This is a genomic window from Flavobacterium daejeonense DSM 17708, assembly GCF_000425425.1.
Classification (GTDB): domain Bacteria; phylum Bacteroidota; class Bacteroidia; order Flavobacteriales; family Flavobacteriaceae; genus Flavobacterium; species Flavobacterium daejeonense.
Genome location: NZ_AUDK01000001.1, coordinates 376,460 through 389,857 on the forward strand (window position 1 = coordinate 376,460; position 13,398 = coordinate 389,857).

A 13,398-nucleotide genomic window follows, 5' to 3' on the forward strand; every position below is an offset into this window, starting at 1 on the left:
TTTTTTTTAAATCTTTAAAAAAATTGAAAATGGAGTTAACAAAAACATATTTAAAAGATTTGACCTATCAAATTAACGGTGCAGCAATTGAAGTTCATAAAGAATTAGGACCAGGATTACTAGAAAGCGTATATCATAAATGTCTTAAAAAGGAATTATCAAACAGAAAAATATCTTTTAAATCTGAATTTTCCGTTCCTCTAAATTTTAAAGGATTGGATATCGAAACCGATTTAAGATGTGATTTGCTTATTGAAAACTGTATTGTAATCGAACTAAAAGCAATTGAAGCACTTGCTCCCATCCATCAGGCACAAATTAACTTATATGAAACTACTTAAAGCTCCAAAGGGAATTTTATATAATTTTCACTGTGTAAACTTATTTAACGAAGGTCAAAAAACCTTTGTAAACGAATATTTTAAAAATTTACCTGAATAACTTTGTGACTTTTCAAAACTTATATGCCTTATGTGGTTAAAAAAATATTTTATTTTCCTACTGATAACTCAACTTGCTTTTGGGCAAAATCTTACTTTAGAAGATAAAATCTACAATACCGTTGATGCTTTTGTTGCCAATCCCAATGAAGAAAGTTTAAAAAAACTGGAGTCTTTCAGTAAAAACATCTCAACGGTCACAAAAAACAAAAACGAACTACTGGCATTGGTTGTTTTACAATGTAACAAAGCCTATTATGAAAACCAATTCAATAAAACCGGCAAAGCCATTTCCAGCTATGAAACCGCCTGGAAAATCTATCAAAAAAACCAGCTAAAAAACTACGATATAGTCGAGTTTTGCCTAAAACCACTAGGCAATTTATACACCATCATCGGCGATTATGACAATGCCGAAAACACCATCAAACAATATTATTACATTGCTACGCAACAGAAAAACCAACAGCAACAATATGCTGCCGTACTCAATTTATCTAATGTATATCAGAACACTGGTAAGATTGATTTAGCCATTGATTTACTTGAAAAAACTATTCGAAACGAAAAATTATCGAATACTCAAAAAGGAATTTTATTAAATAATTTGGGGAACAGCTATGTTTTGTTTTATAGAAAACCAACTCCCCAAACTCCTCCAATTAGAGAACATTTTTTCGAAAACCTTGAAGGCTCATACCTTGATGCTATCAAGTTATTACAATCAGATAAAAGCCAAACTGAAACACTAGCAAATTGTTATAGAAATTTAGCTTCCCTAAATTCCCAATGGCAACATTTTGACCTCGCTAATTCTTATTTTGAAAAAGCAAGAAACTATTTCTACGCAACACCGAATCTCTCTCCACGCAAAATTGCGCAATTCAAATACGAAGAAGCTTCTCAATTTTTCAAACAACAAAAACTTAATGAAGCTACTGCGACTAATACAACTATTTTTAAACTTTTAATTCCAAATTATTCGAACAAGAAAAACATTTTGCCAAATAATAATTCTCTTTATACTGAAACCATTTTATTGGACGCATTAGACTTGCAAGCTGAAATTTATTGGCAGCAAAATCAACTCAAAAAAGCTTTAGAAAGCTATGCGCTTGCTTTTCATATTGAAGAATTATTTCAATCGCTTTTGGTTTATGAAAATTCGAAAATCATCGGTCAAATCAGGAATCGAAATCGTACTGAAAAATGTATTACCATTTACAAATCCCTTTTCGAACAAGAATTAAACACAAAATATCTGGAAACAGCATTCCAAATTTCGGAACGCACTAAATCTGTCATTTTACAACAAGGAATTAACAATTCAAAAACGCAGTCTAAAGCCGAAAAACAGCTTTCAGAACAACTTCAAAATCAAAATAATCTTATCCTAAAAGAACAACAAAAAGGAGATTTAGCTGATATTGTTAAAATTAACGAAGCTATCAAAAAACAAAACGAACTGATGTTGCAATTAAAGCAAACTCAATCAAAATCTGAAAACAGATCTACTCAAAACATTAATCTGAATGATTTGTATGCCAAATTAGAAAAAGACGATGCTGTTATGGTTGAATATTTTTTTGGAGAACATAATATTCATTGTTTTAAACTTAACAAATATCACATTTCCATCAATACTATTTCATTAGATGACACTGCTTTCCCCAGAATTTCTATGTTTATAGAAAATTTTTTAGATCCCAATACCATTATAGATAATCCTAAACTATTCAATCAGGAAGGAAATGGAATTTACAAAATGTTTAAATTACCCAAAAAATCAAACTACAAAAATCTTATCATCATTCCAGACGGCATATTAAATTTCCTTCCTTTTGAAGCGCTAATTACTCAGGAATCCAGCGCAACTAATTTTGCACAAATGCATTATTTGTTGAACGATTACAACATTGGTTACGAGAATTCAGCTCAGTTTTATTTGTCCTTCGACAAGCTCAGGATGACAAATAAGGATAAAACTGTTTTAGGCATTTTTCCGGTTTTCGAAAACACCCCTTATACACTAACCTATTCAAAAGACGAATTACATTCGATACAAAAGAATTTCAAAGGAAAGTATTTTCAAAACGCGGCTGCTACTTTTGAAAATTTCAAAAAAAACGCTACTGATTATGGCATTTTACACCTTTCCACTCACGCTTCATCAGGTGATATTGAAACGCCGGCAAGTATCAAGTTTTACGATCAGGACATTTTGTATTCCGAATTGTATCATTTGAATCTAAATCCTGATTTGGTGGTTTTAAGTGCCTGCGAAACCGGAATTGGCAAACTCTACAAAGGAGAAGGAAGCATGAGCATTGCCCGAGGCTTTCAATTTTCCGGAGCGCAAAATTTATTATTCTCTCTTTGGAAAGTCAACGATTACACGACCTCCGTTTTTATGGATTCTTTTTATCAAAATATCAAAAACGGACAGTCTTATCTGGAAGCGAATGCCAATGCTAAACGTGATTTCCTGAAAAACCCGAATATTTCCAATGCCAAAAAATCGCCTTACTACTGGAGTGCTTTTGTGTATTATGGTGCTATCGAAAAAAAGGACAACAGTCTGTATTATGCTACTATTATTTTGGGAATTGTAACTGCAATTGCTTTAATTTGGCTTCTTATTCGCTACCGAAATGAAAAATCTGCACGAAATTCTCAAAAAGGCAAACTATAAAAAGGTAAAATTCAAAATTACCAAAACCCAACATCTGTTGATTAAAGCCAAAATCAACGATGTAACCGGACATTTTATTCTGGATACAGGAGCTTCGAACAGCTGTGTTGGTTTTGAACATATCGAATTGTTTCATTTAAACGCCGAAGATTCTAAAACTAAGGCTTCCGGCGCCGGAGCTACAGGAATGCTTACTCAAACGGCATCGCAAAATAAACTCCAACTGGGTTCGTGGAAAAACAATGATTTCGACTTAATTATTTTTGACATGTCGCACGTAAACGAAGCTTTAACTGCTTATAAAGCAAAAACGGTGGACGGAATCATTGGCGCAGATGTTTTATTGAAAGGTAAAGCCATTATTGATTATTACAATAATTTCTTATATTTACGACAGCCAATCAAAAAAACAAAACATCATGATAAAAAACTACGCTAAAGCCGTCTGTTTAGCGCTGGGATTATTATTATTCTCCTGTTCTACAGATGATACCGTTGACGAAAGTCCAGTGACAACAGCAATTTCTAATTCTAATTCTGACACTTCAGTGACTGCAAAAAGAGCTCCAACTAAACCCACAACGGCAACCATTTGGGAATTCAATGATATAAATGAATGGGAAGACGCTACACAGGTTGGTGTTCCTAATTACTACTTTGAAGATGGAAAGTTACATATTTTTACCAATGCCAATACCTGGGACAGAACCAAAGTCAAATCAGTTTCCACTTATTCTACAGGAACTTATTCCTGGCGGATTTATGTTCCTGCAATGGGCGAAGGCGATTGTGCCAGCATTGGGGCTTTTTTATACAATGATGATACCCACGAACTCGATTTTGAAATTGGATACGGCAACGCCGCTATCCGTCAGGAATTGAATGCCGCTTCAGACGACCTTATTGTATATATGACTTCGCAGGGAAATCCATTTTATTCCTTTCAAAGCAAAATCAAACGGGAACAATGGTACACTTTCTCTATAACTTTAGCCTTAAACAACAAGAAAAAATATGTCGCAACCTGGAAAATTGATAACCAAATCTTAGCTACAAAGACACTCTCTTACGGTAGTCAAACAAAGTTTAAAATCTTTTGCAGTGTAGAAAACCTGACTTTTATAGGCGACCATATTCCGTACACACAAAATTATGCTTTATTTGACTGGGTAGAATTCAAATAAAAATTTAAAAACTTAATTTTATCTACCGCAGATTCGCAGAATTAATTTTTAGGCTGTGAATCTGCGGTTTTTTTTGACTATTTTATTTCAGTTTAGATTTTTTATTCGAATGTGACTCTTTTGGATTTTCACCTAATGCCCACAAAAGTCCGCCTTCAAGGTGCTTGATAAAAACCGGATCAACATAATCCTTACTGTCGTGTCCGAGAGCCGTATAAAATACTCTTCCGCCTTCAAATTCATGACACCAGGCCAAAGGCAGATAATCTCCAAAAGTACGTCCCGGATAGACTTCTTTTTCGTTGTCTTTCACTGTTCGCATATCGGCAGCCAAAAGCACCTGATTATTTGGATTGAATTCATTCATGTAATAACATTCGTCTTCTTTTGTCCAAGTTTCGCCTAACATCGAAGTTGCAGGATGATTTTTATCAATCACTTTTATTTCAAAAGACTGAAAAGCCGGATGTCTTTTGAATTTTCCTCCTACCATTGCTGCATACCAAGGCCAGTCTTTCTCAGAATCTGACGCACTATGAACACCTACATAAGCGCCACCTGAGTGTATATATTCTACCAAAGCCTGTCTTTGTTCTTCGGTATCAAAAATATCATTACAGGTATTTGAAAAAACCAGACAACTGTATTTTGCCAGATTTTCGGTATTCATTACTGCCGGATCATCAGAAACATCCACAATCAGATTATTTGCTTCAGCAATTTTTTCCCAGGCTTCCACACTGAAAGGAATATTTTTATGCACATAACCTTTTCCGTTTTTGGTATAAACCAAAATTCGTTTTTTAGCCGGCGGATTGGCAAATACAGTAGTTAACCCAAAAATAATGGCGAGTAATAGTAATTTGATTTTCATATTTTTTATTTATTTTTCGAATATAAAAAGAATACCTTAAACAATTAATAAAATAGCTATTATTAAAACTAAACATAAATTTTATATTATTTAGCTATTTTTACAAAAAAACTATGAGAAAGCTATTAATATATGTCTTCATTTTTATATCATTTTTATTTTTTCACTCTTGCAGTAATGAAAATGAAAATGCTGAGATTGCAACCAATACTTTCGAATGTAAAGTAGATGGTGTTCAAAAAAAATTTATTACTTCATCGTCTTTAACTTTGGGGTTAATTGATCAGGTTATCGTTAATGCATATCCAAATACAGAAATCAATTCATCAGAAAATTTTATGTTCAATATAATATTAGATGAAAGCTTGCCTCAAAGTTCAAGAATAGGTCTCAAATATTTTGATGGAACAAAATGGTATTTTTCATCTGAAAATTTTATTTCAGAAATCACATATAGAAATACTACAACTAAAACAATCAAAGGTACTTTTTCCGGAACAGTTGAAGAAAGTTTTACCTCAAACACAAAACAAATTACTCAAGGTTCTTTCAATATAAAATATTAAATATTTTTTTTATCTTCATATAGAAAACATAAATAAAAAAGAAAACCCCAAACTCTATAAATTAGAATTTGGGATTTTAAATATTTTGAATTTTCTTTTTTTTTACAATTCAAATGCTTTTTTAGGATTTCCACCGCAAAGTAATTCAACCGGGTTTTCTAAAGCTTCTTTAACAGCTACTAAGAAACCAACAGACTCACGACCGTCGATAATTCTGTGGTCATAAGATAAAGCGATATACATCATTGGGTGGATTTCAACCTTACCGTTAACAGCGATTGGACGCTCGATAATGTTGTGCATTCCTAAGATTCCAGACTGTGGAGGGTTGATAATTGGTGTTGACAACATAGAACCAAATACACCACCGTTAGTGATTGTAAAAGTACCACCTGTCATATCATCAACAGTAATTTGACCGTCACGGGCTCTTAAAGCTAATCTTTTGATTTCAGCTTCGATGCCACGGAAAGTTAAATTCTCAGCGTTACGAACTACAGGAACCATCAACCCTTTTGGTCCTGAAACCGCGATAGAGATATCACAGAAATCAAATCCAAGTTTGTGGTCACCGTCCATCATAGAGTTTACATCAGGGAACAATTCTAAAGCTCTTGTTACCGCTTTTGTAAAGAATGACATATATCCTAAACCTACACCACCGTGTTTCGCTTTGAATGCGTCTTTGTATTCATTACGCAATTGGTTGATAGGTGTCATGTTTACTTCATTAAAGGTAGTTAACATGGCTGTTTCGTTTTTAGCAGCTACTAATCTTTCTGCTACTTTACGACGCAACATAGACAATTTAGTACGCTCTACACCACGGCTTCCACCTGTAGGAGTTCCCATTGATGGAACAGCGTTTACTGCATCGTCTTTAGTGATTCTTCCACCTTTACCAGTTCCTGTTACAGCTGCTGGTGCGATGTTTTTCTCGTCTAATATTTTTTTAGCTGCCGGAGATGGTGTTCCCGTAGCATAAGTAGCCGCTGGTGCTGCAGGTGCCGCTGGCGCAGGAGCTGCTTTTGGTGCTTCAGCTACTGGCGCAGTAGCTGCTGCTGGTGCAGGAGCTGATCCAGATGGTTTAGCTGCAGAAGTATCAATATGACAAACTACTGCCCCAACTGCTACTGCATCACCTTCTTCTGCTTTAAGAGTAATGATACCACTAGCTTCTGCAGGTAATTCTAATGTAGCCTTGTCTGAATCTACTTCAGCAATTGCCTGATCTTTTTCAACATAATCCCCATCTTTTACTAACCAAGTGGCGATTTCAACTTCTTTAATAGATTCCCCTGGTGATGGAACTTTCATTTCTAAAATCATGTCCTTATATTTTAAATTATGAATTTAATTTTTTTAATTCTGAATCGTTATTCTTTACATTCGAATCTAGCCCTGATAGCAGCGGCATCCTTTTTCTTTTTTCTTTAAAAAAGAAAAAAATATAGCGGATAGCAGGAATAGCTTCTAAAAAATATTTTAGCGTGATTGCGTCGTACCTCGCAATGACTATCTAAATAAATTTTTATCAAATACCATTCTGATAGCATCAGCGTGGCGGCGTTTGGCTCTGGTGTAACTTCCTGCTGCTGGTGCTGAGTAAGCTTTTAACGAAGCTAATCTCCATTTCACCAAATCAAAGTTAGCCAACATAAAAGTATAAGCCCCCATGTTTTTAGGTTCTTCCTGTGCCCATACATAATCATCGGCATTTGGATATTGTGCAATAATCGCTTTTAATTGCTCCACTGGTAATGGGAATAATTGTTCGATACGAACAACTGCCACATCATTACGACCGTTGTTTTCTCTTTCGGCAACGATATCATAATAGAATTTACCTGTACAGAAAACTAATGTTTTCACATCTTTCTTGTTTACTGTAGTATCGTCAATTGTTTCCTGGAATTCTCCATTTGCCAATTCTTCAACAGTTGACACACATCTTGGATCACGTAATAAACTTTTTGGAGAGAATACTACCAATGGTTTACGGTAATCTGTTTTCATTTGTCTTCTTAACAAGTGGAAGAAGTTAGCCGGTGTAGTACAATCAGCTACATACATATTGTGACGGGCACATAATTGTAAGTAACGCTCCATACGTGCTGAAGAGTGCTCCGCTCCCTGACCTTCGTAACCGTGTGGCAACAACATTACTAATCCGTTTTGATTGTTCCATTTATCTTCTCCACAAGAGATATATTGGTCAATCATAATTTGAGCTCCATTGGAGAAATCTCCAAATTGCGCTTCCCAAATTGTCAAAGAGTTTGGATTTGCCAAAGCATAACCGTAATCAAATCCTAATACTCCATATTCAGACAAGAAAGAGTTGAAAATACGGAAGTTTCCTTTTTTATTCTCGATTTTGTCTAACAATACTACTTCTTCTTCAGAATCTTCAACTTTCACAACCGCATGACGGTGAGAGAAAGTACCACGTTCTACGTCCTGTCCAGAAATACGAATATCAAAACCTTCCGTCAATAAGGAACCATAAGCCAAAGCTTCTGCTGTACCCCATTCTAAAGTATTGTTATCATAACCTAGTTTTCTGTCGGTAACAATTTTTCTGATTTTGTTGATGAATTTTTTATCCTCAGGTAAAGAAGAAATTGTGTTGATAATAGAATCTAAAGTAGCTTTATTTACTTTAGTATCTACTTTTTGCAACATCACATTATCAGAAACCTGTTGGAATCCTTTCCATTCATCCTGCATAAATGGAGTAATGATAGTCAAATCTTTTTTACGAGACGCTTCTAAATTATGATCTAAATCGTCTTTGTATTCTTTTTCTAAAGTTTTTACCAAATTAGCATCGATAATTCCTTCAGATAATAATTTCTCAGCATAGATATCTCTTGGATTTCTGTGCTTAGCAATGATTTTATATAATACCGGTTGTGTAAAACGAGGCTCATCACCTTCGTTATGACCATATTTTCTGTATCCTAATAAGTCGATGAATACGTCACGTCCAAATTGCATACGGAAATCCAAAGCAAATTGCATAGCGTGAACTACTGACTCAGCATCATCAGCATTTACGTGTAATACCGGTGACAAAGTTACTTTAGCCACGTCAGTACAGTAAGTAGAAGAACGAGCGTCCAAGTAATTCGTTGTAAAACCTACCTGGTTATTGATTACAATGTGGATTGTTCCTCCTGTCTTGTAACCATCTAACTGCGCCATTTGGATGATTTCATAAAGAATACCCTGTCCTGCAATTGCAGCATCCCCGTGAACGGCGATAGGCAATACTTTAGAAAAATCATCAGCAAAGTATTTATCTTGTTTTGCTCTTGTAATACCTTCAATAACTGCACCTACAGTTTCAAGGTGAGAAGGGTTTGGAGCCAAGTTGATGTTAATTTTTTTACCTGACTTAGTGATTTTGTCTGCTGTAAGTCCTAAATGGTATTTTACGTCACCGTCAAAATACTCCTGATCGTAATCTTTTCCGTCAAATTCAGAGAAAATATCCTGAGTAGATTTACCAAAAATATTCGCCAAAACGTTCAAACGACCACGGTGAGCCATTCCCATCACGAATTGCTCTACTCCTTTTTCGGCAGCTCTTTCAATTAAAGCATCCAAAGCAGGAATAATCGATTCTCCACCTTCCAGAGAGAAACGTTTTTGACCTACATATTTAGTATGAAGGAAGTTTTCGAAAGAAACCGCTTGATTTAACTTATTTAAAATGGCTTTTTTCTCATCAGCATTAAAAGTTGGACGATTTTCATTTACATTCAATCGATTCTGAATCCAATCTACAATTTCCGGACGACGAATATACATATACTCGATACCGATATGCTGACAATAAACTGTTGTTAAGTGATTGATAATTTGAGACAAAGAAGAAGGTTGCAAACCTAATATTTTGGCTGCATCAAAAGTAGTATTCAAATCGGCAGCAGAAAGACCAAAATTTTCAATATCTAAAGTTGGAGAAAAAGTTCTGCGCTCTCTAACCGGGTTTGTTTTAGTAAACAGATGTCCTCTGGAACGGTAACCATCAATTAATTTTACAACTTTAAATTCTTTTTGAAGATGCTCTGAAATTTTACTGTTATCTACAGGAGCTGAAGATACTGAAGCAGCCGGAGCAACTTCTCTGATATATTGAACCGGATTTTCCTCATTGTATGTTTCCATTCCAAAGTCGAAACCCTGAAAAAAACTTCTCCAGCTAGGCTCTACGCTATCTGGGTTCTCTAAATATTGATCGTATAATTGAGCGAAAAATTCGGTATGCGCTGCATTTAAAAATGAAAACCTATCCATAATGTTAGTGAATATACTTTTTGTTAAAATAGTTTGGCAAAAGTACAATAATCAACTAAATTAGCTTGAAAATTAAAACACTTTTAACTGTTAAAATGTTAAATACCTAAATACTTATGTCAAAAAAAACCACCTCAGGCGTTTTGCTTTCTATTTTAAGCATCGTATTTACATTGATTTCTATTGATTTATCAGCCCAATACCAAAAAAACGACTTCAATTCTAAAAATAATTTTTGGCAAAAAGTACAATTTGGGGGAGGTTTAGGTTTGAGTTTCGGAAACCGATATACCGATATTTCCGTAGCTCCAAGCGCTATTTATAATGTCAACGAATATTTTGCCGTAGGTGTAGGTGCACAATACACTTATGTAAAAGTAAAAGAAGAATACAATTCCAATTTATACGGAGGAAGCGTAATTACCTTATTCAACCCCATTCCGGAAATCCAGCTTTCAGCCGAACTGGAACAACTAAGAGTTAACGTAAAAGGAATTGGTATCAATGATTTCAGTGATAATTTCTGGAATACGGCTTTGTTTTTAGGAGCCGGATACCGCAACGGAAACGTAACCATTGGTGCCCGATACAATGTTTTGTTCCAGGAAAACAACCGTGCTTACAGTGACGCTATTATGCCTTTTGTAAGGGTTTATTTTTAGGAAAGTTGCTAAGACTCTGAACTACTAAGATTCTAAGATTTTTAATTATTACTAAATGAATCAAGCCTTATTCTCAAATATAACATTAGAATATTTAAAAAAAATCATCCCGATTTTTTAAAAACTATTGATTTCAAAAAAGATCAATCATTCGACTGTTCTGTAAAAAGCAAAAACGGGAATAGATTTCTATGGATTGCAACTTATAATTGTGAAATAACAATTGGATTTGAAAACATTGAAAAAAAATGTGATTGGCATTTTCACATAGGAGCATCACAAGGAAATCACCAAACCGAAGAACTAAAAGAAATATCAAAAATTATTGATGAAATTTTAAACAATCAACAAGTTTTTATTTTAGAAAACAATGAATACATTCCTATTGAGAAAAATGATTACGAATCCATTTTAAAAAATAAAGAAAATACAAGATTTTACAACTGGAGCGAAATATAACTTAGCAACTCAGCAACTTAGAACCTTACTTAAACTTATTCCGAAACCAAACTTTTTGCCATTCCCTTTTCAGGATTAAAAAGGCAACATCTTCAGCCAAAACAACCAAATCCGAACCATCGAGTTTTTTAACCTCTTCTTCCGAAACATCGATTACATAAAGTAAATTCAAATATTCGGCAAATTTATACTGAATCAGTCGGTAGATTTTTTCATGCAATTGAATCTTGAGTTCATTAGGAGAAATACTCATTGGAAAATCGACTCCTTCATTAGCGAGATTGAAATCTTTATTCAATTGCTCAATTAACTTGAGATACAAAGCTTCTTTTTGAGCTTCCTCAAACAACAAATCAGCATTTAACGGAGTAACATACATAGTTTTTAAATTTCAAAAATCAATGGCGATTCAATATCAATTTCAATGGCAATAAATCAATAGCAATATCAATTATTTAAATTTTGAAATTGACAATTGAAATTGCTATTGCTATTGTTTTTTTTTAGACTTTTCTACCCATCAAACCTTCTCCAAAAACTCTCAGAATATTTTTCTTTTCAGAATCGATATTCATTTTATCTAAAGTTTCAAAAGCTTTAAAAGTATAAGCTTCAATAGCTTTTTGCGTAGCCGTTGCTGCTCCTGAATTCAGAAAAATCTCTTTCACCTGAGCAATTTTAGCTTCGTTTTCTTCCATTTGAATCGAAAACAATTCTACTAATTCCTGTTTGTCGATTTCATTAGCAAACTCCAAAGCTTTCAGATACAAATAAGTCTTTTTGTTTTCTATAATATCGCCGCCTACTTGTTTTCCAAAAGTTTTTGGATCACCAAAAGCATCTAAATAATCATCCTGCAACTGAAACGCCAAGCCAAGATTCAAACCAAAACCATAAATCAAATCGGCATTTTCTTCTGAAGTTTGCGCAATTATGGCCCCCATTTTCATAGCTGCAGCCACCAGAACCGCAGTTTTATATTCTATCATTCTAAGATATTCAGGAATACTCACATCATATCTGGTTTCAAAATCCACATCCCATTGTTGCCCTTCACAAACTTCCAAAGCAGTTTCACTAAACAACTTCGCCAAATCCCTAAAAATTACCGGCTCGTATTTTTCAAAATATTGATACGCCAAAATCAACATCGCATCTCCGGATAAAATTCCGGTATTAATATCCCACTTTTCATGTACCGTAGTATTTCCTCTTCGAAGTGGCGCATCGTCCATAATATCATCATGCACTAACGAAAAATTATGAAAAACTTCCACAGCCAATGCAGCCGGCAAAGCTTTTTGATAAGAACTCCCAAAAATCTCTGCACTCAGCAAGGTTAAAACAGGTCGAATTCTTTTTCCTCCAAGTCCTAATATATAATGTATCGGTTCGTATAAATTTTTAGGCTCTTTTATCGCTAACTGCGACTGAAGATATTCGGCTACAAATTCCTGATATTGATTAATGGCGTGCATAGACTTAATTTTCGGGCTAATTTACAGCATTCACACTGGATAACAAACAACGTTTATCACTGAAATGTTAAATTATCATAAATACAACGGAAACTATTTTGGTTTTCAAAGTTTCCATTCTATATTTGCAACGCATTTAACAATTAATTTCCGAGTCAGTCTGAAAAAGACTGATGCTAACGAATTCGAGAATCATGAATACAAAATGGAAGGTTAATTCAAATCAGTCTGATGCATTAATCAGAATGAAAAAATCGATGGTTGCTTATTTAGGAGGCACTTTCAATTCTTTTCAGGGCTACGCCAATGTAAAGAATAACGAAATTGAAGATGCCGCTATCGCTTTTTCATTAGATGTCAAAAACCGCGAATCGAAACTGGAGCGTTTGGGCAATTATTTAAAACTAAATGATTTTTTAGACGTCAACCGATTTCCAACAATAAGTTTCAAATCGACTTCTTTTCAAAAAATTAACAAAAACATCAACTTTTTAAAAGGTGATTTAACCATAAAGAACATTACGAAATCAGTCGAATTAGATGTCGAACTGATAGAAAACGATTATTCTGACGGCGAAAAAGAACTCGCTTTTGAACTTACGGCTGCCATCAACCGAAAAGATTTTGGATTAATTCCGACTTCTTTTTTAGGACAAAAAAATGCACCAAAAGTTCAGGACATTAAAATAGTAGCCAATGTAGCATTTAGTATTTAACCTCAAAGACTCTTAAAATGAT

At 34.3% G+C, this 13,398-nt stretch carries 12 protein-coding genes; 7 read left to right on the plus strand and 5 right to left on the minus strand.

Going from position 1 to position 13,398, the window contains the following annotated elements:
* Positions 1–29 precede the first annotated feature (29 nt).
* The 4 genes from H599_RS19025 (at position 30) to H599_RS0101605 (ending at position 4,316) form a co-directional block, all read left to right on the plus strand.
* Positions 30–341: a GxxExxY protein gene (locus H599_RS19025; protein ID WP_245600472.1), complete on the plus strand. Its 312-nt coding sequence runs from the start codon at positions 30–32 to the stop codon at positions 339–341.
* Positions 342–471: 130 nt separating this feature from the next.
* Positions 472–3,132, plus strand: coding sequence for a CHAT domain-containing protein (locus tag H599_RS0101595; RefSeq protein WP_026712510.1), 2,661 nt, complete (start codon positions 472–474; stop codon positions 3,130–3,132).
* Positions 3,092–3,571: a retropepsin-like aspartic protease gene (locus tag H599_RS19030; protein WP_051590598.1), complete on the plus strand. Its 480-nt coding sequence runs from the start codon at positions 3,092–3,094 to the stop codon at positions 3,569–3,571. The genes H599_RS0101595 and H599_RS19030 overlap by 41 nt, the downstream gene beginning before the upstream one ends.
* Positions 3,552–4,316 carry a LamG domain-containing protein gene (locus tag H599_RS0101605; protein ID WP_245600473.1) on the plus strand — a complete coding sequence of 255 codons (765 nt, stop codon included), beginning with the start codon at positions 3,552–3,554 and terminating at the stop codon, positions 4,314–4,316. Before H599_RS19030 ends, H599_RS0101605 begins: the two co-directional genes overlap by 20 nt.
* Before the next feature lie 82 nt (positions 4,317–4,398).
* Here H599_RS0101605 and H599_RS0101610 read toward each other — a convergent pair whose 3' ends face one another.
* Positions 4,399–5,190: a ThuA domain-containing protein gene (locus H599_RS0101610; RefSeq protein WP_026712512.1), complete on the minus strand. Its 792-nt coding sequence runs from the start codon at positions 5,188–5,190 to the stop codon at positions 4,399–4,401.
* 113 nt (positions 5,191–5,303) lie between these two features.
* Between H599_RS0101610 and H599_RS0101615 the strand changes: the two genes are divergently transcribed.
* Complete coding sequence (locus H599_RS0101615) at positions 5,304–5,756, plus strand: hypothetical protein (protein WP_026712513.1); 453 nt, start codon at positions 5,304–5,306, stop codon at positions 5,754–5,756.
* Positions 5,757–5,858: 102 nt separating this feature from the next.
* Here the strand turns inward: H599_RS0101615 and odhB are convergent, their stop codons facing one another.
* Together odhB and H599_RS0101630 are read right to left on the minus strand one after the other, a co-directional pair.
* Positions 5,859–7,085, minus strand: a complete 1,227-nt coding sequence (odhB, locus tag H599_RS0101625; RefSeq protein ID WP_026712514.1) for a 2-oxoglutarate dehydrogenase complex dihydrolipoyllysine-residue succinyltransferase — start codon at positions 7,083–7,085, stop codon at positions 5,859–5,861.
* A gap of 186 nt (positions 7,086–7,271) precedes the next feature.
* Complete coding sequence (locus tag H599_RS0101630) at positions 7,272–10,061, minus strand: 2-oxoglutarate dehydrogenase E1 component (RefSeq protein WP_026712515.1); 2,790 nt, start codon at positions 10,059–10,061, stop codon at positions 7,272–7,274.
* Positions 10,062–10,177: 116 nt separating this feature from the next.
* On the opposite strand from H599_RS0101630, the gene H599_RS0101635 reads away from it, so the two are divergent.
* Complete coding sequence (locus H599_RS0101635; protein WP_035140982.1) at positions 10,178–10,723, plus strand: hypothetical protein; 546 nt, start codon at positions 10,178–10,180, stop codon at positions 10,721–10,723.
* A 484-nt stretch (positions 10,724–11,207) separates the two neighbouring features.
* Here the strand turns inward: H599_RS0101635 and H599_RS0101640 are convergent, their stop codons facing one another.
* Together H599_RS0101640 and H599_RS0101645 are read right to left on the minus strand one after the other, a co-directional pair.
* Entirely contained in the window at positions 11,208–11,561 is a 354-nt protein-coding gene (locus tag H599_RS0101640) for a hypothetical protein (RefSeq protein WP_026712517.1), read from the minus strand.
* Positions 11,562–11,685: 124 nt separating this feature from the next.
* Positions 11,686–12,660, minus strand: coding sequence for a polyprenyl synthetase family protein (locus tag H599_RS0101645; protein WP_026712518.1), 975 nt, complete (start codon positions 12,658–12,660; stop codon positions 11,686–11,688).
* Between the two features lie 194 nt (positions 12,661–12,854).
* Here H599_RS0101645 and H599_RS0101650 point away from each other — a divergent pair, with 194 nt between their 5' ends.
* Entirely contained in the window at positions 12,855–13,376 is a 522-nt protein-coding gene (locus H599_RS0101650; RefSeq protein WP_026712519.1) for a YceI family protein, read from the plus strand.
* The last annotated feature ends 22 nt before the right edge of the window (positions 13,377–13,398 follow it).

Excerpts from the sequence above, each read along its gene's own strand:
- H599_RS19025 (WP_245600472.1), top strand. The coding sequence starts at position 30 with ATGGAGTTAACAAAAACATATTTAAAAGATTTGACCTATCAAATTAAC.
- H599_RS0101595 (WP_026712510.1), top strand. The coding sequence starts at position 472 with ATGTGGTTAAAAAAATATTTTATTTTCCTACTGATAACTCAACTTGCT.
- H599_RS19030 (WP_051590598.1), top strand. The coding sequence starts at position 3,092 with ATGAAAAATCTGCACGAAATTCTCAAAAAGGCAAACTATAAAAAGGTA.
- H599_RS0101605 (WP_245600473.1), top strand. The coding sequence starts at position 3,552 with ATGATAAAAAACTACGCTAAAGCCGTCTGTTTAGCGCTGGGATTATTA.
- H599_RS0101610 (WP_026712512.1), bottom strand. The coding sequence starts at position 5,190 with ATGAAAATCAAATTACTATTACTCGCCATTATTTTTGGGTTAACTACT.
- H599_RS0101615 (WP_026712513.1), top strand. The coding sequence starts at position 5,304 with ATGAGAAAGCTATTAATATATGTCTTCATTTTTATATCATTTTTATTT.
- odhB (WP_026712514.1), bottom strand. The coding sequence starts at position 7,085 with ATGATTTTAGAAATGAAAGTTCCATCACCAGGGGAATCTATTAAAGAA.
- H599_RS0101630 (WP_026712515.1), bottom strand. The coding sequence starts at position 10,061 with ATGGATAGGTTTTCATTTTTAAATGCAGCGCATACCGAATTTTTCGCT.
- H599_RS0101635 (WP_035140982.1), top strand. The coding sequence starts at position 10,178 with ATGTCAAAAAAAACCACCTCAGGCGTTTTGCTTTCTATTTTAAGCATC.
- H599_RS0101640 (WP_026712517.1), bottom strand. The coding sequence starts at position 11,561 with ATGTATGTTACTCCGTTAAATGCTGATTTGTTGTTTGAGGAAGCTCAA.
- H599_RS0101645 (WP_026712518.1), bottom strand. The coding sequence starts at position 12,660 with ATGCACGCCATTAATCAATATCAGGAATTTGTAGCCGAATATCTTCAG.
- H599_RS0101650 (WP_026712519.1), top strand. The coding sequence starts at position 12,855 with ATGAATACAAAATGGAAGGTTAATTCAAATCAGTCTGATGCATTAATC.